Genomic DNA, 19808 nt, shown 5'->3' on the forward strand with positions numbered 1-19808 from the left:
TCACGCACCGTCCACGGTCAGCCGGAGCGCCCGCCCGGCCCGGTCGAGCGCGGCGGAGCACTCCTCGGCGGTGCCGGCGACGGCCGAGGCGAGGGCGATACGGCCGTCGATGAGGCCCTTGCGGGGCGGTGAGACGACGTCACCCGGCCCGACCAACGGCTCCAGCAGGTCGATGCAGGCGGGCAGTTCGGTGCGGTCGAAGTCCAGCGAGCCGATGGTGGTGTCGTCGGCGGGCGGGTAGAAGAAGCGGATCGCGGCGTGGGCCGTCCTGCCGGCCGTGGTGTCGGGGATGGCGCCGCACGCGACGTCCGCGGCGGCGAGTCCGGGGTCGATGCCGGTGGCGCGCAGGCCGAGGTAGGGGATGAGGTCGCCACCGACCCGCCCGTTGACCTCGATCAGCTTCGGGCCACGGGCGGTGAGCCGCAGCTCGGTGTGGGTCCATCCGTCGGTGAACCCGAGGACCTCGTGGATGCCGCTGAGGACCTCCAGCAGTTCCGGGTCGGTGAGCAGCGGGTCGTCGGCGCTGACGCGGTGGCCCGTCTCCTCGAAGTACGGCGGGAAGCCGACCTCCTTGCGGCCCACGAAGACGGGGGTCACGCGGCCCTGGTGGACGACGGCGTCGACGCTGACCTCGGGGGCGTCGAGGTACTCCTCGACGAGGACCAGTTCGGCGAAGTCGGGGTTGTGGGGGACGTGGACCTCGCGGGTGGCGTCGAACTGGTCGGCCAGCTCGTCCGCGTCGTGGACCAGGACGACGCCCTGGCTGCCTCCGGCGGCGCGCGGCTTGATGACCACGGGCCAGCCGAGCTTGCCGGCGGCGGCGAGCGCCTCGTCGAGACTGCCGGCCAGCGCGAACTCCGGCTGCGGCAGGCCTGCTTCGGCGAGCGCGGTGCGGGTGGCGTACTTGTCGCGGCAGCGCCGCACGGCGTCCGGCGCCGTACCGGGCAGGCCGAGCGCCTCGGCGACCAGGGCCGCCTGCACGATGTGCTCCTCGTGCCAGCTCATGACCCCGGCGACCGGCTGTCGGGCCGCGACCTCGCGGGCGGCGCGCAGGACCGGCCCGGCTCCGGTGTCGGGGACGACCGTGTGGCCGGACAGGTACGGCAGTTCCCAGGTGGGGGCGACGGCGTCGATGAGGTGGACGCGGTAGCGGCCCGCGATGGAGGCCAGGAGGTACTCGCGGTACCGCCGCAGGCCGCTGGTGATGACCAGCAGGAGCGGCTTGTCGTCGGGTCGCGTCAGCGTCATGCGGAGACGTCCTCGCAGAGATGGGGTGATGTTCGGGTCAGTCCGGCGCGCAGGCGGTGCAGTGCCTCGCGCATCAGCGGCTCGTCGTGGACGAGGGCGATGCGCAGGTGGCCGGAGCCGGGGTTGGTGCCGTCGGGTCCGTCGGCCGCCAGGTAACGGCCGGGCATGACGGTCAGCGCCTGGTCGCGCCAGAGGGTGCGGGCTGCGGCCTCGTCGTCGCCGACCGGCAGCCAGAGGAAGAACCCGGCGTCGGCCCGCCGGTAGCCGGGGACGTCGGCCAGGACGCGGTCGGCGAGCGCCCAGTTGGCGGCCAGTCCGGCGCGGGCGCGCTCGACGTGGGCGTCGTCGTCCCACAGCCGTGCGGCGGCGGCGCACACGGGCAGCGGGGTCGGGACGCCGCACGCCTGGTTGTGGCGGGCGTAGTCGGTGACGGTCCGGGTGTCCCCGGCGGCGAAGCCGCTGCGCAACCCGGGCGCGCCGGACCGCTTGGACAGGGTGTGCAGCACCAGGAACCGTTCCGGCCGGACGACGCCGCGCCGCACCAGCGACAGGTATCCGGCCGGCGGGCGGGCGAGCCACAGGTCGGTGTAGCACTCGTCGACGACGAGCAGGGCGTCGGCCGTGACGGCGGCGCGGGTGGCCGCGCCCAGGAACTCGGTGGAGAGGAGTTCGCCGCGCGGGTTGCCCGGGTCGCAGAGGATGACCGAGGCGACCGCTCCACCCGCCGTCGCGACGGCGTCCTCCAGCGCCGAGGGACCGCCCCGGGGGTCGTAGAACACCGGCCGGGCGCCCACGGCCACGGTGGCGGCCCGGTAGGTCGGGTAGAACGGGTTGGGCATGACGACCACCGCCCCGCCCTCCGCCCCCCGCACCCGCTCCACCGCCAGCGCCAGTGCCGTGGCCAGCGCCTGCTTGGTGCCCGGGGTGGGCTCGACCGCGAGGGCGCGGCCGTCCAGCAGCGGGCCCGCCCCGAAACGGCGGCGCAGCCACCCGGTGTACGCCGTGCGCAGGGCGGGGGTGCCGCCGAGCGGCGGGTAGCGGGTCCAGCCGTCGGGGTCCGCGAGCAGCGTGCCGTCGAAGCCGCCGGTGCCGAGGCGGGACTCGCCCAGGTGGAGCTGGACGGGGGCGAGGCCGGCCGGGGCGGGGATGCCGTCGTTCAGTGCGCGCAGCCGGGCGAAGGCGCCGGCGAGGGAGCTCATGGGTCAGTCACGCACCAGGTCGTTCAGGGCCGTCTTGCCGCGGGTGCGCTCGTCGGCGTACTTCATGATGACCGCGGCGTACGTGGCCAGGCCGGGGTAGCGGGGGTCGGTCCGGGTGCCGGGGACGACGACGGCGTTCTCGGGAACCTCGCCGCGCGTCACCTCGCCGGTCGCGCGGTCCACGATCGGGGTGGAGGCGCCCAGGTAGACGCCCATGCCGATGACGGCGCCGCGCCGTACCCGTACTCCTTCGGCGATCTCGCTCCGGGCGCCGACGAAGACGTCGTCCTCGATGACGACGGGGCTGTCGCCGATCGGTTCGAGGACGCCCCCGAGGCCCGCGCCGCCGGAGATGTGGCAGCGCTTGCCCACCTGGGCGCAGGAGCCGACGGTCGCCCAGGTGTCGATCATCGTGCCGGCGCCGACGTAGGCGCCGATGTTGACGAAGGAGGGCATGAGGACGGCGCCGGGGGCAATGTGGGCGCCGCGCCTGACGACCGCGCCCGGCACCACCCGCAGGCCCGCCTTCTCGAACTCCGCCTCCTGCCAGTGCTCGAACTTCAGCGGGATCTTGTCGTAGCTCCTGGGGCGGCCGGGGCCCCCGTCGGCGAGGGCGTTCGTGCCGAGCGGGAAGGAGAGCAGGATCAGCTTCTTCACGAAGGGGTCGGCGGCCCAGGTGCCGCCGGCGGGGTTCGCGGCACGCAGTTCGCCGCGGTCCAGGGCGTCGAGTCCGGCCTCGACGTGCGGGGCGAGCTCGGCGCGCTCGGCCTCGGTCAGCGCGGCGCGGCGCTCCCAGGCGTCCTCGATCAGCGGTCGGGAGTACATGCGGGGCGCTCCTGTCGTGCGTGCGGTGCGGTGGGGAGGACGGACCCCGGGCTGCCGGGGACGGTGCTGACGTAGTCGTCGTACGTCTCGGCACGGCGGATCTCGACGACGTCGCCGTCGCGGGTGAGCAGCAGTTCGGCGGGGCGCAGGCGGCCGTTGTAGGTGAAGCCCATCGCGTGGCCGTGCGCGCCGGTGTCGTGCACCAGGAGGGCGTCGCCCTCGCGCGGATCGGCCAGTGTCCGGTCGATCGCGAACTTGTCCATGTTCTCGCAGAGCGAGCCGACGACGTCGTACGGCGCTTCGGCGCGGCCCTGCGCGAAGGGCAGGGTGATGTGGTGGTAGGCGCCGTAGAAGCCGGGCCGCATCAGGGCGGACATCGAGGCGTCCACGCCGACGATCTCGCGGCCCTTGCCGCACCGGTTGATGACGGTGGTCACCAGGACGCCGTGCGGTCCGGTGACGTAGCGGCCGCACTCCATGAGGATGCGGGGCGCGGAGCGGGGGAAGGCGGCGCGGCGGGCGGCGAGGATGGCCCCGGCGTAGCGGCGGAAGTCGAAGGGCCGGTCCTCGGGCCGGTAGGGGATGCCGAGGCCGCCGCCCACGTTGACGTAGTCGAGCTGGATGCCGACGTCCTCGGCGATGCGCGCGCCGAGTTCGATGACGTCGGTGGCGGCGCGTGCGGCGCGGTCGACGTCGAGTTCGTTGGCGCAGGTCATGCCGTGGATGCCGAACCGGCGGGCGCCGCGTGCCTTCGCCTCGCGGTAGGCGTCGGCCAGTTGGCCGACGGGCACGCCGAACTTGGTGGCCTGCGCGTCGCCCATCAGTCGGGAGCCGGCCGCGAGCCCGTGCGGGGAGACGCGGAACGCGACCGTGTCGGGCAGCGGGTCGCAGCGGTCCAGGGCGGTGACATCGTCGAAGGTCACCAACGAGCCGGTCTTGCGGGCGAGTTCGAATTCGTGGCGGGCGGTGTTGTTGGAGGTGAACACGGTGTCGCCGGGCCCGGCGCCGAGGCTGCCCGCGAGTTCCAGCTCCACCGGGGAGGCGCAGTCCAGGCCGCTTCCCTCGGTCAGGAGCAAGGACAGGATGTGCGGGTTGGGCAGGGCCTTGACGGCGAAGTACTGCCGGTAGGGCTCTTCGGCGAAGGCGTCCGTCATGGCGCGGTAGGTGTCGACGATGCCCGCGGCGTCGTAGATGTGGAAGGGCGTTCCGTAGGTGGCCACCAGGTCGCCCAGGAGGGGGTTCAGGCGTGCGGCGAAGGCGTCGGGGATGGGCACGGATTCCTCCTCCGCTACGAGACGCGCGCGATGCAGATGGTGCGGTTGCGCATGCCGCTGACCGGGCGCAGGTAGGGGAAGTAGTAGCTCTCCACCACGCTGTAACCGCGTGCTTCGAGGCGCTCGGCGAGGTAGTCCTTGGACAGGTACCAGAAGTCGGCGACGCGCTGGTGGGGGGCGAAGTGCGCCTCCCGGTCCTGCGGCGCGTCGTTGGAGAAGATCAGGTACGCACCGGACTTGGGGCCGAGGGCGGCCAGCTGGTCCAGGGCGGGCGTGATCTCCCGGTCGGCGTCGAAGAGGTGGCCGAGGAAGCCGTCCGCGTAGACGACGTCGGCGCCCGCGATGTCGGAGGGCCGCAGGGTGTAGTAGTCGGCGGCGAAGGCGTCGACGCCCTTCTGGCGGGCCAGTTGGACGGCCTCCTCGTTGAAGTCGATCCCGCGCACGGTCCGGCCGAGTCCGGCGACCACACCCTCGACGGCGGCGTTGCCGCAGCCGAGCGAGAAGACGGACGCCCCCTCGTCGGTCAGGGAGAGCAGCTTGAGGGACATGTGGGAGCGGTACTCGGGGACGTACGTGGACGGGGTGACCGAATCGTTGAACGCGCCGCCCTTCTCCCAGATGGCGTAGATGCTCTCGCCTTCGCCGCCGGTGGAGCGCTGCGCCGTGTAGTAGTCGCGCACCTGACCCAGGTCCTGGTTCGCCTCGGTGATCATCGTGTCTCGCTTTCAGCGGCCGGAGGTCGCGGCGGAGTGGAGGTGTTCCTGCGTGTACTCGACCGACCGGAGGGGCTCCGGGCGGAGGCGTTCGACGAGCGGGGCGAGCGGGGCGGCCGTGGCCGGGCCGTAGCCGCGGTGCAGGTGGAGGGCCCGGTCGGCGTCGGTGGCCAGGAGCGTGTCGGCCAGGACGCGGGCCAGCGAGCGCAGCCCGGCGAGGACGACCTGCGGCGTTCCCGTCAGGCGCGGGGTACCGGTCAGGTCGAGGGCGCCGAGCTGGACGAAGTAGGACAGCTGGAGGAACATGCCGTCGCTGTCGGGGAAGTGGCCGAGCCCGCGGTCGGTGTAGCGCAGGCATTCGGCGAGGTAGTACGCGACGCAGTCGGCCGGGTCGATGCCCAGTCGGGGTGCCCAGACGTCGGCGAGGATGAGGATGCCGAAGACGTCGGCGGCGACCTCCTGGAGGACCACCGAGGCCCAGCGGTCGGCGGCGTTGAGGTCCTTGTACTCGGTGGCGGGCCGGTGCGCGAAGTGGCCGAGCTCGTGGCTGAGGACGCCCAGGGTGGGGATCGCGGCGAAGCGCTCGTGCGCCGGGTCGAACTCCACGCCGATGTCGAGGAAGCGCCGCGCCAGGGGGGCGGAGATGGTGGAGAGCAGGGCGCGGTGGGAGTTGGCGAAGTAGTAGGTCTTCTTGAACGGGGAGTGCTTCACGCCTTCGTCCTCGGGGAGGAAGTAGGCGATGTGCTTGGGGTGGAGGTTGCCCTCGCCGGCCATGAAGAACAGTTCCGCGGCGCCGAAGGCCGGCAGGTCGCCCAGTCGCAGGTCGGCGTGGAGGCCGCGCAGGTAGTCGGCCACCTCGTCGCGGCCGGCGAGGGCGTCGGTGACCAGCTGCTGGCGCGCCTCGTCGGCGCGGCAGGCGAAAGCCGTGGGAAGGCCCCGGACCTCCTTGCCGTACCAGGTGGAGACCTGGCCGGCGACGAGTGTGATCTGCTCCTGGAGGGAGGCGAGTTCGCGCAGGATGTCGTCGTCGTAGCCGTCCTGGACGGCGTTGGCGCGCAGCTCCGCGGCCCGCCGGTCGGCCTCGCCCGGCAGGTGCCTGGCGACGGCGCGCACCGCCTTGGCGATCGCCATCGGGTCGTTGAAGCGGCGGCGGGCGGGAATGCCGATCTCCTTGACCCGCTGCCACTCCGCTTCCACGGCGACGCGGAGGTCCGCGAGGGCCGGGCGGAACCCGTCGCCGAGGTCGGGGGTGGCTCCGGCGAGGTCCAGGCAGCCCAGGGCGTAGCTGTCCGCGGGGGGCCAGAAGGCGCTGCGACGGGTGCGGTACGAGCCGGCCCTGGCGAGGTTGGACGGGTAGTCGAAGCGGTCCACCGTGGGGTTTTCAGGCATGGGATTTCCCGTTCTGGAATCGACGTCTGGCGGGGGTGGCGCCGCAGGGGCGGCCGGCGTACGGCCCCGGGGCGGCGGCCAGGCCGGGTGGGGGAAGCGGCGCCGCCCGCCCGGGGACCTGACAGGCGCGACGTCCCCCCACACGGCCTACGCGCGGGTCCTGCCCTTGTGGTCGGCCAGGACGAGGGAGGCGCCCTTCTCACCGATCATCATGCTCGCGGCGTTGGTGTTGCCCGAGACCATGGCCGGCATGACGGAGGCGTCGATGACGCGCAGGCCCTCGACGCCGTGCACCCGCAGCCGTGCGTCGACGACCGCCAGCGGGTCGTCGCCCATCCGGCAGGTGCCCACGGGGTGGTAGGAGGTGTCGCCGTACTGCCGTGCGTAGGAGAGCAGTTCGTCGTCGGAGCGGACACCGCTGCCGGGCAGCAGCTCGAACGCCCGGTACGCGTCCAGGCTCGGCTCCTCGACGATCCGGCGGCCGATGCGCATGCCCGCGATCAGGGTGGCGCGGTCGGCCTCCGATTCGAGGAAGCGGGTGCGGATCGACGGCGCGGTCAGCGGCTGCCGGGAGCGGATGTGGACGGAGCCCTTGGACTCGGGGCGCAGGGGGTAGACGCCCAGGGTCATGCCGGGGGCCGTGTCCAGGCGGCGGCTTCGGCCGCCGCCGTAGCTGGCGGGCGCGAAGTGATACTGGAGGTCGGGGCGGGTCAGGGAGTCGTCGGAGCGGACGAAGCCGTGGCCGAGCGCGATCGGCAGGCTGAGCAGGCCGCGCCGTTCGCGGGCGTACCGCGCGATCTCGCGGACCAGGCCGAGGCCGCGGGAACGCTCGTTGAAGGTGACCGGGCGGCGCACCCGCCAGCGCAGCCGGGCGGCGAAGTGGTCGCGGAAGTTCTCGCCGACGCCGGGCAGGTGGTGCACCACGGGCACGCCGACGTCGCCGAGGTGGCCGGCCGAGCCGATGCCGGAGAGTTCGAGCAGCTGCGGGGACTGTACGGTTCCGGCGCTGACGATCACCTCGTGGACGGCGTCGGCCCGTTGCTCGGCCTCGCCCCGCCGGTAGTCGACGCCGACGCAGCGCTTGCCGTCGAACCGCAGACCGGTGACGTGCGCCTCGGTGACCAGGGTGAGGTTGGGCCTGCCGCGGGCCGCCTTGAGGTAGGTGCCCGCGGCGGAGGAGCGGCGGCCCTCCTCGTGGTTGACCTGGTAGTAGCCGAAGCCTTCCTGGTCACCGGAGTTGTAGTCCGGGTTCTCGGGGTAGCCGGCCTTGACGGCGGCGGCGAGGAAGGCGTCGGTCAGCTCGTCGCGGTCGCGCGGCAGCCCGACGGCGATCCGTCCGTCGCGGCCCCGGTTGTCGCCGTCGATGTTGTTGACCCGTTCCAGGCTGCGGAAGTGCGGCAGGACGTCCGCCCAGGACCAGCCCGGGTTCCCCAGGGCCTCCCAGTCGTCGTAGTCCTGGCGCTGGCCACGCACGAAGATCATGCCGTTGATCTGGTTGGAACCGCCGAGCAGGCGGCCCCGGGGAATGCTGACGCTGCGGCCCTCGATGGTCGGGTCGGCGTCGGTCTCGAAGCACCAGTCGTACTTCGGGTTTCCCATCAGCACCGTCTCGGCGGCGGGGACGTTGAGCAGCGGGCTGCGCCGTTCGCTGCCCGACTCGAGGAGCAGCACGCGGATCGCGGGGTCCTCCGTCAGGCGGCCGGCGAGCACGCAGCCCGCCGCGCCCGCGCCGACGACGACGTAGTCGTACTTCACCGTTGTCCGCCCCCTCACGCGGCCGCGGCGGTGGCGCCGCGCCCGCCGGTGATCGTGGTGCGGTGCAGCAACCGCCTGTGGTTGACGTGGTCGTACGGGGTGGCCCGGTGCATCGCGCTGCGGTTGTCCCACAGCACGATGTCGCCGACCTGCCACTGGTGGCGGTAGGTGAAGCGGGGCTGGATCGCGAACTCCTGGAGGAAGGTGATCAGCGGCGCGCTCTCGTTCTCGGAGAGGCCCTCGATGCGCCAGGGCACGTTGCCGCCCGCGTAGAGGGCCTTGCGGCCGCTCTCCTCGTGGAGGCGGACCAGCGGGTGCGCCACCTCGGTCCACTCGGCGCGCTCCTGCTCCGTGGGCGCCGGCCGGTCGGGGTAGTTGTACGGGCGTGACTGGACCCGGCTGATGATCACCTTCAGGTCCTCGATGCGCTCCTTGACTGCCCTCGGCAGCGCCTCGTACGCGGCGAACATGTTCCCGTACCAGGTGTCTCCGCCGGCCGGGGGTATCTCGCGGGCGTACAGCATGGAGCCGACCGGCGGACTGGTCAGGTAGGCACCGTCGCTGTGCCAGACGCGCCCGCTGTAGGCCGAACCGATCGGCTTCCCGTCCTTGGTGAGGTTGGACAGGATGAGGATCTCGGGGTACTCGGCGTCGTTGAACTGCGAGCGGGTGTAGGCGAAGACCTCGCCGAAGCGCCGGGTGAACCCGATGTGCTGCTCCGGCGTCATGTCCTGCCCGCGGACGAGCAGGATGGTCGTGTCGATCCAGGCCTGGTAGATCCGGTCGAAGTCGCGGTCGGACAGCGGCCGGGTGACGTCGATGCCGCGGACCTCGGTGCCGATGCCGTCGGTGATGGGGACCAGTTCGAGCATGAAGGGGTACTCCCTGGGGGGTCGGTCGGTACGTCGGCGGCGCCCGGGTTCCGTCTGACGGTCACGGGGCCGGGCGGATCAGGGCAGGGACACCTGGTACTCGTCCATCCAGCGCCGCATCTCGACGAGCTGGATCAGGATCGCGGCCTGGTTGGAGCCGCCGGGCAGCTCGCCGTGGACGGCGCCCGCGGAGATCTGCTGGATCAGGCCGTTGGTGCGCCCGGTGTCGAACAGCGGCTTCAGCGGCGAGGCGTCGTCGTTGACGATCCACGTCGACTCCTGGACGAGGGTCCGGTCGTAGGCGGGGTTCTGCACGTGCGGGTAGGCGCTCTTCCTGCGGTTCACGGTGCTCGCCGGCAGGACGTCCGCCATGGCGGCCTTCAGCAGCCCCTTCACCCCGCCCCGCGACTTGAGCTCCCAGGGCACGTTCCACACGTACTGGAGCAGCCGGTGGTCGCAGAACGGCACCCGGACGTCGAGCCCGTGGGCCATGCTCATGCGCTCCTTGCGGTCCAGGATCACCGAAAGCGGTCCGGCCAGGCCGAGGAAGAACACCTCCCGGATCCGGGCTTCCTCGGGGCTCTCGCCCGCGAGCCGGGGGACGCGTGCGAGGACGTCCGCGTAGCGGGCGCGCTCGTCCTCCTCCGGGTCGAGTTCGGCGAGCAGGTCGGGGACGAGGTAGCGGGAGAGTTTCGGGCCGTCGAAGAGCCAGGGGAAGCGGTCGGCGGCCAGCACCTCGGGCTTGAAGAAGTAGGGGTAGCCGCCGAAGACCTCGTCGGCGGCCTCACCGGTGAACGCGACGGGGCAGTCGGCGCGGATCTGCTGGAAGATCAGGTACATCGAGGCGTCGAACTGGCCCCAGCCGGGCAGGTCGCGGGCGCGCCGGGTGGCGGGGACGACGTCCAGCAGCTCCCGCACCGAGGCGGTGAGCGTGGTGTGTTCGGTGCCGATGAACGCGGCGGCCTCGGCGGCGTACGGGGCGTCGATGTCCGGGCGCAGTTCGGTGGCCACGAAGTGCGCCGGGTCGCTCTCGAACTCCACGCAGAAGGTGGCCAGTCGCCGGTCCGGGTCGTCCTTGCGCAGGGCGCTCGCGGCGAGGGCGGCGACGGAGGTGGAGTCGACGCCGCCGGAGAGCATCGCGCCGAGCGGGACGCCGGTGGTGAGCTGGCGGCGCACGGTGTCGTCGAGGAGTTCGCGGACCGTGCGGGCGCTCTCCTCGAAGGTGTCGTGGTGCGGCTCGCTCACCAGCTGCCAGTAGCGCCGCCGGGTGACCCCGCTCGCGGTGTACGTCACGACGTGGGCGGGCTCGACCTCGTACAGGTCCTTCAACGGCGTCTCGCCCGGCCGGGCCAGGCGCGGCTGGAGGACGACGGGCAGCGCCGAGAGCTCCAGGCGGGGCCGGAACAGGGGGTTGGCGAGGATGCCCTTGGGCTCCGACGCGAAGAGGACCCCGCCGTCGTACGGATGGTGGTAGAGGGGCTTGACGCCGACCCGGTCGCGGCCGAGGTGCAGTCGCCGGGTGCGGCCGTCCCAGACGGCGAAGGCGAAGGCGCCGTTGACGCGCTCCACGAAGTCGGTGCCCCACAGCAGGTAGGCCTGGAGGAGCGCTTCGGCGGTCGAGCCGCCGCGCAGGGCACCGCCGGCCGCCTGGATGTCGCGGCGCAGTTCGTCGCCGTTGTAGACCTCGCCGGTGTGTGCGACGTGGACGGTGTCACCGCCGAGGCTGATGCGCGCGGGGCGCACGTCGTCGGGGCGTCCGGTGGCCAGGCCGCGATGGCCGACGGCGGCGTTCCCGCCGATCCACACGTCCTCGGTGTCGGGGCCCCTGTGCGCCATCGTCCGCGTCATCGATCGCACCACGCCGAGCTGGTCGCCCAGGTCGCGCCGGAAGTCGATCCAGCCCACCACGCCACTCATGCGGTTCACCTCCAGGAGTACGAAGAACTGTCTTCAAGCAATGCGGGAACGCGGGGTGTTGAGGATGCCGGCGGCGCGGGAGGCGGCTTGGTCAGGGCCGGGAACGCAGCCCCGTGCGGGCCGTTCGGAAGGGCGGGGAAACCGGGGATCGTCCTCCGGCCCGGTCCGGCGCCGAGACCGACTGTGCCAGATCGCGCGGTGTGGCAGATCGCCCCGCCGTGGGCATCAAGTTGCGTGGCAACTTGATGCCCATGGAGACAAATCAGACATCCTCCGGGGTGGTGGCGGGCGCGGCTCCGGGCCGGCTGTCGCCGCTCGTCGGGCAGCGTCGTCGCCCCCGGCGGGCAGCGGCGCGTACGGGCCGGCGTCGGTGCCCAGCACCGTGTCGGGGTCACCGGCCGGTGCCGGCCACCGCACGCTCGCGGGGCGGTACGGCGAGGTCCGGGTCCAGGAGTGGCGGGGAGCCGTCGTCGCGCCCCATGAGGCGGCCGAGCAGCGGGCCGGTCATCGCCGTGGTGGCCACGGCCATGACGACGAAGAGCGAGTACAGCCGTTCGTCGATGAGCCCGGCCTCCAGGCCGACGCCGAGCGCGATGAGTTCGGTGAGCCCCCGGGTGTTCATCAGGCCGGCCAGGACCGCGGAGCTGCGGGCCGGGACGCCCTGGGAGCGGGCGCCGAGCCAGGTTCCGGCGAACTTCCCGGTGACCGCCACGACCATGATCCAGCCGAGCTGGACGAGCCCGTCGGCGCCGAGGCCGGAGAGGTCGACCTTCAGGCCCGCGACGATGAAGTAGACCGGGAGCAGCAGCGTGGTGGTGTGCTCCGTGCGCCGCAGCAGGCCCTCGTGCCGGGCCGGGTGCATCCGGGGCATGGCGAGCCCGAACAGGAAGGCGCCGATCACGAAGTGCAGCCCGAGCAGTTGGGTGAGCGCCGCCGATGCGAGGGCCGCGGCGACGACGACCGTGACGTCACCGGCCGACAGGGTCTCCTCACTCCCCCGCCGGGCCAGGAACCGGGCGAGCAGGGGACGTACGACGAGGAAGAGCACGAGGACGTACGGGACGGAGAGCAGCACCAGCCACCAGCGGGTGCCGCCCGCTCCGGCCAGGGCCTGCAGGCCGGCCAGCGTCGTCCAGGCGGCGAGGTCGCAGAACGCCGCCGCGGACAGGGCGACGGCGCCGAGCCAGGTGCCGTTCATGCCCCGGTCGGCGAGGATGCGGGCGAGGACCGGAAAGGCCGTCACCGACACCGCGACCCCGATGAAGAGGACGAAGGCGACGCGGTGGCCGGGGTCGTACGAACGCAGCAGGTACCAGCCGAGCAGGATGCCGAGCGCGAAGGGGACGAGGGTGGAGCCGAGGACGGCGGCCCCGGTGACCCGGCCCGAGCCGCGCAGCCGGGCGAAGTCGAACTCCAGGCCTATGAGGAACATGAACAGGACCAGGCCGAGGTTGGCCACGGCGCCGAGGTAGGGCCGGATGTCGGCGGGGAAGAGCGTGGCGGCCACGGTCCCGTTCAGCAGGGTCGGGCCGAGCAGCACGCCCACCGCGATCTCCCCGATGACCGCCGGCTGGCCGAGGCGGCGGGCGATCAGGCCCGCGAACCGGGCCACCGCGATGATCAGGGCGATGTCGGCGAGGAGCACCGCCGCCTGCGTTTCCGTCATCTCCCGCCTCCGGTCTCCGCCTCGGTGCCGGTTGTGGTCGTGGTTCTTTCCGGGGGGCCCGTCGCGGTGACGCCCATGGCGGACCGCAGCCGGGACAGCAGCTCCTCCTCGGCCTGCTGGAGCGCGAGGCACACCTCCGCCGTCCGCCGGACGTCGAGCGCTCCGGTCACCTGGGCGAGGAGCATGTGGTTCATGCCGTCCGCCCCGCCCCGCACGATCCGGTCGAGGAGTTCGTCCAGGACCGGGTCGCCGGACGCGTGCCGCAGGTACTCCCGCAGGGCGATGCGCGAGCCCTGGTGGAGGGAGAACGCGGCGTGCAGGAGGGCGAAGACCCGCTCGGGCGCGATCCAGCGACAGGAGATCAGGTCCTCCACCCCCGTCAGCAGGGCGTGGCTGTCCCGGTGCTCCGCCAGGAGGGCGGCGAAGGCCTCACCGGTGCCCTGTCGGGCCCCTGCCGGGTCGAGGTCCTTGGTGGTGAAGTACCGCACGCGGCGCAGCTCGTTGTTGTCGAAGGAGGCCGCGATGACGTCCTCGGGGTAGCTGTACGAGCACAGCAGGCTCGCGGGGTTGTCGTCCACGAGGTGCCACACGCCGGTGTCGGAGTCGTACCCGGTGAGCACGATGGTGTGCACCAGGTGCTTGGTGCGGTACTCGGGGCAGTGCGGCCAGTAGAAGACGTCGCCGACCAGGATCGCGAAGCCCTCCTGGGCGACGACGTCGAGGAGCAGGGCGCGCGCGTCGGCGTAGGAGTCGAACGCGGCCTCCTCCTTGACGACGCCGATGAGGGCGAGGTCGTCCCGCCCGGCGATGCCGCTCTCGAAGCCGTACTTGGGGCGCTGCTCCCTGACGGCCTGCCGCAGGATCTCGTCCGTGCTGACCAGGCCGCGGAAGAGCAGCTGGTGCACGGGACGGCCGCGCTCGGCGAGCATCACCAGGGACTGGCGCTGGAAGCAGTTCAGGAACAGCCGGCTGTACAGCGCGGTGTCGTAGGGGTGGGGAATGTCCTTCATCGACGTCGCCTTCGGGGTGGGCGCTACAGGAGGCGCGTCATGAACGCGCTGTTGGGGTCTTCCCGGTAGTTCGCAAAGGGGCCGCAGTAGGTGAACTCGAACTTCTCGTACAGCGCGCGGGCCGGGGCGAAGGAGTCGGTGGCTCCGGTCTCCAGGCTGAGGCGCCGGTAGCCCATGCCGCGTGCCTCGGTGATGATGTGGGCGAGCAATTGGGAGGCCACGCCGGTGCGCTTGCGGGTGGGTTCGGTGCGCATCGACTTGATCTCGGCGTGGCCTTCCTCGATGCGCTTGACGGCTCCGCAGCCGATCAGGGTGTCACCGTCGTAGGCGGTCCAGAAGGTGACGTCGGGCACGCGCAGTCCGTCGAGGTCGAGGGCGTGCTTGCTCTCCAGCGGGGTGATCGCCCGCATCTCGTCCACGTGGGCCTGGAGGAACTCGGCGATGTCCCGCCCGGAGAGGTCGTCCACTGAGATCTTCATCTTCTCGCCTTCGCTGTCTCGTCTGCAGGGTGGTCCGGCCCCTCAGGCGCCTGCGAGCAGCGCGCAGGCGAAGAAGCCGGGGGCGGAGGACACGGCCAGGTAGGTCTCGTCCGGCCGGATGCCGACCTGGTCGTGGTAGTCGGCCAGATTGATCATCCAGTCGGAGTTGCCGCAGTGACCGTACTTCTCCAGCGGTCCGGTGAAGTGCAGTTGCTCCCGGCCGAGACCGGCGATGGTGGCGTTGAACAGTGCCACCGGCCGGTAGAGGTTGGTCGGGAACACCTTCGTGACCGCGCTCGGCGCGAGGCCGTGCCCGCCCAGGGCGGTGGCGAGCGAGGACTGCGCCACCTGCTGGCGGGACACGAAGGAGTCCTGGCCCCGCAAGCCCGCGTGGTCGACGCCGACGGCGGTCGACAGCAGGCGCACCACGCCCTCGTCCCGGGTCAGCAGGCAGCTGGCGACGGCGTCACCGAACAGGGCGAAGGACCTGACCCGGTCGGCGTCGTCGGGCGTGAAGTCGAGCGAGACGAGGACGACGTTGCGTACGCCTTCCCCGGCCAGCAGGTCCCGGGCGTGCCCGAGGGCGGCGAGCGAGCTGCAGCACTGCTGGAAGGAGAGCACCACCGGTACGCAGTGCACCAGTCCGAGGGCCGCGAGCACCTCGCCGGCGAAGTCGGGCCGCAGCGAGGCGAGGCGGGCGTCGCTGGTGGCGAAGACGATGCGGTCCACGTCCGCGGGCCGTACCGACCCGTCCCGCAGGGTGGCGCGCACCGTTTCGATCACATGGTCCTCGACCGGGCCGGAGAACCTGCGGAAGGTCCGGCAGCCCATGGCGGCGAACTCGGTGTCCGACGACTGCTCGCGCCACAGCCGCTCGAACTCGGGGATGTCCTCCGCCTTGCGTTCCAGGGCGCCGAAGGTGCACGCGAAGGAGCCGAGGGCGATGTGTTGGTCGTCAGTCACTGTCTCCCGTTTCCGTGGGCCCGGATCCGGCGGCCGGGGGACGCCGGATCCGGGTACGCGCCGTCGTGGACCCCCCGCGCCTTTCGGCGTTGCGGGGCCGCTTCGTGCGCGCTGGGGTGGGTGTCACTTCGCCGCGGCGAGCGCGCTCTCGTCGATCTCGCGGACGACGGAGACGATGCCGTCGACCGAACCCAGCCGGGACACCCACTCGGGGCGCAACTGGACGCTGTCGTTCGCCTCTTCCTTGATGTAGTTCACCAGGAGAAGGATCATGTTCAGGGAGCTGATGCCCAGCTCCTCACGGGTGGTGGCGCGCTCGACGTCCTCGCGGGTGAGGCCGGCCGTCATGGGCTGGGTCCGCAGGAAGTCCGCGAACTTCGCGCGGTGGTCGTCAGCGCTCATCGGTCTCGACCTTCTTGAAGGGCACGCCGTTCAGGTTCTGCGCGTGGATGCGGTTGTGGCCGTACTTGTCCTCGCCGGAGACCAGGACGCTGCCGTGGTAGTCGAGGCTGATCGTGTCGCCGAACTCGCTGAGGCTGTCCACCTCCTCGTACACCTTCACCGAGGGTGAGACGTAGCGGGAGGCGTAGCCGAGGCGGGTGGTGTCGCTGACGTTGGGAAGCGAGCCGTGGATGCACTTGGCGAGGAAGATGACGAACTGGCCGGGCTTCATCTCCATCTCGAAGATCTCTTCGTCGTCCGGGTTCCAGTCGCTGTCGAGCTGGAGTTCGGAGTAGTCGTAGCCGAAGAAGTCGTGGGACTTGCTCTCCACGTCGTAGGTGAGCGGCTTGGACTCGTCGTAGTACCACTTCTTGTGGCTGCCCGGGATGTAGCGCAGGCAGCCGTTCTCCTTGCCCGCCGGGGAGAACGCGGTCCAGACCGTGAGTTCCTGGGTGTACGCCTCGCCCTCCTCGGTGTACTTCAGGGAGGGCGAGGCCTCCGTGGTGGTGTCGCCGACGACGAACGTCTCCACCTGGTGCCAGCCGGTGCCCGCGTCACCCGGGGCCTTCTTGAAGATGTTGGTCTTCCAGCACAGGATGTCGTCGCCGATGAGGCTGCGCAGCTTGTGCACGATCTCCGGGCGGCCCACGTGCTCGGACAGCGTGTCGCAGTCCAGGTGGCGGTCGTAGTTGATGACCGTCGAGTTGTGCGGCTTGTTCTGCGAGGTGACCATCTCGATCATGGCCTGGTTCCACAGCAGTGGGGCCTCTTCCTCGCCGTAGAGGTCGAACGGGCCGACGAAGCCGTTCTCCTGGAAGAACTTGATCTGTTCGTCGGTGAGGCCGAGGAACTCGTTCCCGGTCGTGCTTTCAGACACGTCGAAGCCCTTCGTTAACCGGAGTGGGGAGGGAGGGAAGGAAAGGTGGGGCGGTGGGGCCGGACGCGGCCTGCTTGAGCTTGTTCTTGCCGAGCAGCCGTGCCGCGTTCCCGTGGAAGAAGAGGTCCCGGTCGGCGTCGCTCATCGACTCCGGGAAGGCCCCTTCCTTCTCCAGCTTCTCGACCAGGCTCAGCTGCCGGCCCTGGAGGCGGAAAACCGGCCAGTCGGTGCCGAAGAGGACCTTGTGGTTGATGCCCCGGCTGAAGAGCGTGCGCAGGGCCGTGGCCCCGAAGGCCTCGTATCCGCTGACGTCCACGTACACGTTGGGGCGGTTGTTGCACAGCATCGCGACCTCGTCCGGGTAGTGGACGCTGCCGTGCGCGAGGACGAAGTCGATGCCGGGGAAGTCCCTGGCGGCCTTGTCGACGTAGATCGGCTGGGCGATCTCGAAGTCGAGGACCGGGGAGGTGGCCCCGATGTGCGAGAGGACGGGGAGGGAGTACTGCGCGCAGATCTCGTAGTACGGGTAGAGACGCTCGTCCGAGAGCTGGTAGCCGCACGGCGGGTACAGCTTCATGCCGTCGAACCCGTACTCCACGACGGCCCGCTCGAACAGGGCGAGCCCGTCGGCGCCCCAGCGCGGGTCGACCCCCACCAGCACCCGGAAGCGTCCGGGGTGGCGCTCGACGACCGCCCGGTGGTGGTCGATGAGCTCCTCGATGGAGTGGGTGCTGTCCCGGAGCGCGTAGGTGAAGTCGGGCAGCAGCAGGACGGACTCGCTGATGGCGGCCTCGTCCATCTGCTTGACCAGCTCGTCGCAGAGCGGGTCGGTCAGGGTGCCCGCGTGCATGCGGGCGACCTTGTCCCGGGTGACGGGCAGGCCCCTGCTCGTCAGGGCGACGGTCATGTTGTCGACCACGCCGTCGTTGAACGACGGGGGGAAGCACATCCCGGAGGCGATGTGGGTGTGAAAGTCGATGATCTTCTGCGTGTCGCCGTTCCGGGGCTCTTCGTTGCTCGGGGCGTCGTTCATGGCCGGCGCCCCTCAGCCCTTGCGGACGATGTCGATGATGTCCGACACCGATTCGGCGGCGACGAAGGCGTCGACCCGGGCGAACGCGTCGATGCCGGTCTTCTCCTCCAGGACGAAGACGATGCTCATCAGGGCGAGGGAGTCGATTCCCAGGTCGCCCCGCAAGCTCATGTCGGGACGGACACCGCCCTTGGCCGCCTTCTTCGGTATGACGCTCGCGATGATCCCGCAGATCTCTTCGTCACTCGCTTGACTCGTGTTCAACGTCCCACTCCGGTCCGTTCGGTGAAGACCCTTCGCATGACCGCGTTTCGGTCCAACTTGAAATTTCTCGTCAAAAGCCCTTTTTCGACGCTCAGTTCGTCCGAGGGACGAAAGACCGTCTCCGAAATGCGCAGCGCCGGCTCCCGCCTGGCGTTCGACTCGTCCAGGTAGGCCTGGACCTGCGCCCTCCGGTCGTCGTGCCGCTCGCCGTCGAGCCACACCACACAGGTCAGCAGCCCGCTGCCGTCGGGTGAGGCGACCATCGCCCGGGCGCCCGGGCAGGCCCTCTCCAGGTCCAGTTCGAGTTCCTCGGGGTTGATCTTGACGCCGCTGCGCGTGATGATCACGTTCTTCTTGCGGCCCTTGAGCCGCAGGAAGCCCGCCCGGTCGAACGCCCCGAGGTCGCCGGTCACGATCCGGTCGTCGCCCAGGAAGACCGCGTCCTGCGTCTCCACCCCCTCGAAGACGTAACCCAGGCATTGGGGATGACGGGTGCGGACGGTGACCTCGCCGTCGTCGGCGACGTCCACGTCGATCCCGTCGACCGGGCGGCCGGCGCTGCCGATCCGGTGCCGCCCCGGCAGGTTGAAGGCGATCCAGCCGATCTCGGTGCTCCCGTACACCTCGAAGAGCGGTGCGCCGAGGCGCTGGAACACCCGTACCGTGCGCGGCGGTACGGGAGCCGACCCGGTGAACATCAGCCGCACCCGTGAGCCGTACATGTCCATCCAGCGGCGCCCGAGGCGGGTGCGCAGCCATCGGCTCGCCCCTCCCGGGGCGAGCGCGTGCAGGGCCGTGGCGAGGAGGTACGGCCACCTCTCGCGCAGGCCGGCCGAACCGACCCGGTTGGCGGCGAGCTCGAAGAACGAGGGGGGCCCCAGGACGATCGTGGGCCGGAGCTCCCTGAGCTTCTGGAACATCCGCTCCGGTGCGACCACCGTCACGTCCGTGCCGTAGCGGACGGCCGTATACAACAGGTACCGCTGCTGGAAGTTGGAGAACGGCATGACGACGAGCAGGTCGTCGTCGGCGGTGAGCCGCCACGCCTCCGCCGAGGTGCGCATGGTGTTCTCCACGCCCTTCGCGGACATCAGCAGCCCCTTCTTGCTGCCCGCGGTGCCGGACGAGAAGGCGATGGTGAAGACGTCCTCGGGCAGCTCCTGCCGGTCGCCGTCGGGGACGTTCCTGCGCACGAACTTCAGCGGGCGCTCACCGAGGACCGCGACACCGTCCGGCACGGCGGACTCCGGCACCGCCGGCCAGGTCGTGAGCACCGCCACGAGGCCGTACCTCTCGGCGAGTCCGCCCAGCGCCGCGGCGTCGGCCCGCTGCCCCAGCGGCAGGGCCACCGGGACGCAGCCGAGACCCAGGAGGGCCAGGTCGGCCAGGACCCACTCGTAGGAGTTGGGACCGGTGACACCCACCAGGTCGCCGGGCCCGATCCCGCGTTCGCGGAACTCGTCCATGAGTTCCAGCACGTCCTCGTAAATCTGCGGAAAATTCTTTGTTACGGATTTTCCGGCGAGCGACAGAAAGCGCATCCGGCGTTCGGGGTGTTCCGCCAGGTCCTGGTACAGATCATTGAGCGAAGTCGACACGAGGCTTATCCCCAGCCGGTGTCGCCGGCCTGGGCGGTGGTCGCACTCGCGGGCAATTCCTGCTGTCGTGCCGAAGCTCCCTCTGCACTGCCCAGGATGGCCATGATGATCGCGATTCCCGCAACAGTCGCCTTGCTGAAGCGATTCACTGTCCAGCCCCTCACTCAGTCCGTTGCTGCGCCTGGTGGTCGGCTCTCGCGAATTTCCCCGTACCTCGCCGCGGGCCGCTCACCGCTATGACATCAAAGTGCCAGGACCACGGGCCCAGTAGTGGAGAAACGGTGG

Annotated in this window: 18 protein-coding genes; all 18 read right to left on the reverse strand. The window is 71.1% G+C overall.

Annotated features, from left to right (window positions below; translation table 11 throughout):
• The 18 genes from ACFZAX_RS02415 to ACFZAX_RS02500 all read right to left on the reverse strand — a co-directional run bounded on the left by ACFZAX_RS02415 (position 1) and on the right by ACFZAX_RS02500 (position 19523).
• Positions 1-1248 (reverse strand): ATP-grasp domain-containing protein, encoded by a 1248-nt coding sequence (locus tag ACFZAX_RS02415; RefSeq protein ID WP_390958254.1) that lies wholly within the window; start codon positions 1246-1248, stop codon positions 1-3.
• Positions 1245-2447 (reverse strand): aminotransferase class I/II-fold pyridoxal phosphate-dependent enzyme, encoded by a 1203-nt coding sequence (locus ACFZAX_RS02420; RefSeq protein WP_390958256.1) that lies wholly within the window; start codon positions 2445-2447, stop codon positions 1245-1247. Before ACFZAX_RS02420 ends, ACFZAX_RS02415 begins: the two co-directional genes overlap by 4 nt.
• 3 nt (positions 2448-2450) lie before the next feature.
• Complete coding sequence (locus ACFZAX_RS02425; protein ID WP_390958258.1) at positions 2451-3272, reverse strand: 2,3,4,5-tetrahydropyridine-2,6-dicarboxylate N-succinyltransferase; 822 nt, start codon at positions 3270-3272, stop codon at positions 2451-2453.
• Positions 3254-4546 (reverse strand): diaminopimelate decarboxylase, encoded by a 1293-nt coding sequence (locus ACFZAX_RS02430; protein WP_390958260.1) that lies wholly within the window; start codon positions 4544-4546, stop codon positions 3254-3256. The genes ACFZAX_RS02425 and ACFZAX_RS02430 overlap by 19 nt, the downstream gene beginning before the upstream one ends.
• Positions 4547-4560: 14 nt before the next feature.
• A complete protein-coding gene (locus ACFZAX_RS02435) occupies positions 4561-5259 on the reverse strand; it encodes a methyltransferase domain-containing protein (protein ID WP_390958261.1) in 699 nt (232 codons plus the stop codon).
• 12 nt (positions 5260-5271) lie between these two features.
• Positions 5272-6648, reverse strand: coding sequence for a hypothetical protein (locus ACFZAX_RS02440; RefSeq protein WP_390958263.1), 1377 nt, complete (start codon positions 6646-6648; stop codon positions 5272-5274).
• A 147-nt stretch (positions 6649-6795) separates the two neighbouring features.
• Positions 6796-8403, reverse strand: a complete 1608-nt coding sequence (locus tag ACFZAX_RS02445; protein WP_390958265.1) for a GMC family oxidoreductase N-terminal domain-containing protein — start codon at positions 8401-8403, stop codon at positions 6796-6798.
• Positions 8404-8417: 14 nt separating this feature from the next.
• Positions 8418-9275, reverse strand: coding sequence for a TauD/TfdA family dioxygenase (locus ACFZAX_RS02450; protein ID WP_390958267.1), 858 nt, complete (start codon positions 9273-9275; stop codon positions 8418-8420).
• 78 nt (positions 9276-9353) lie between these two features.
• The gene (asnB, locus tag ACFZAX_RS02455; RefSeq protein WP_390958269.1) at positions 9354-11192 is read right to left on the reverse strand and encodes an asparagine synthase (glutamine-hydrolyzing); all 1839 of its coding nucleotides are present in this window, start codon (positions 11190-11192) and stop codon (positions 9354-9356) included.
• Positions 11193-11583: 391 nt separating this feature from the next.
• A complete protein-coding gene (locus tag ACFZAX_RS02460) occupies positions 11584-12858 on the reverse strand; it encodes a cation:proton antiporter (protein WP_390958271.1) in 1275 nt (424 codons plus the stop codon).
• Positions 12855-13868, reverse strand: coding sequence for a hypothetical protein (locus ACFZAX_RS02465; RefSeq protein ID WP_390958273.1), 1014 nt, complete (start codon positions 13866-13868; stop codon positions 12855-12857). The genes ACFZAX_RS02460 and ACFZAX_RS02465 overlap by 4 nt, the downstream gene beginning before the upstream one ends.
• Before the next feature lie 23 nt (positions 13869-13891).
• Positions 13892-14347 carry a GNAT family N-acetyltransferase gene (locus ACFZAX_RS02470; RefSeq protein WP_390958275.1) on the reverse strand — a complete coding sequence of 152 codons (456 nt, stop codon included), beginning with the start codon at positions 14345-14347 and terminating at the stop codon, positions 13892-13894.
• Positions 14348-14389: 42 nt separating this feature from the next.
• On the reverse strand, positions 14390-15310 hold the full coding sequence (locus tag ACFZAX_RS02475) for a hypothetical protein (protein ID WP_390958277.1): 921 nt from the start codon (positions 15308-15310) through the stop codon (positions 14390-14392).
• A 123-nt stretch (positions 15311-15433) separates the two neighbouring features.
• Positions 15434-15712, reverse strand: coding sequence for a hypothetical protein (locus ACFZAX_RS02480; protein WP_390958280.1), 279 nt, complete (start codon positions 15710-15712; stop codon positions 15434-15436).
• Entirely contained in the window at positions 15702-16628 is a 927-nt protein-coding gene (locus ACFZAX_RS02485) for a chlorinating enzyme (protein WP_390958282.1), read from the reverse strand. The genes ACFZAX_RS02480 and ACFZAX_RS02485 overlap by 11 nt, the downstream gene beginning before the upstream one ends.
• Positions 16621-17661: an amidohydrolase family protein gene (locus ACFZAX_RS02490; RefSeq protein WP_390958284.1), complete on the reverse strand. Its 1041-nt coding sequence runs from the start codon at positions 17659-17661 to the stop codon at positions 16621-16623. Before ACFZAX_RS02490 ends, ACFZAX_RS02485 begins: the two co-directional genes overlap by 8 nt.
• Positions 17662-17673: 12 nt before the next feature.
• Positions 17674-17925, reverse strand: coding sequence for a phosphopantetheine-binding protein (locus tag ACFZAX_RS02495; RefSeq protein ID WP_390958286.1), 252 nt, complete (start codon positions 17923-17925; stop codon positions 17674-17676).
• Positions 17922-19523, reverse strand: a complete 1602-nt coding sequence (locus ACFZAX_RS02500; RefSeq protein WP_390958287.1) for an AMP-binding protein — start codon at positions 19521-19523, stop codon at positions 17922-17924. Before ACFZAX_RS02500 ends, ACFZAX_RS02495 begins: the two co-directional genes overlap by 4 nt.
• Between the last annotated feature and the right edge of the window lie 285 nt (positions 19524-19808).

This window comes from Streptomyces sp. NPDC008125 (assembly GCF_042957125.1).
In the GTDB taxonomy this organism is placed as follows: Bacteria; Actinomycetota; Actinomycetes; order Streptomycetales; family Streptomycetaceae; genus Streptomyces.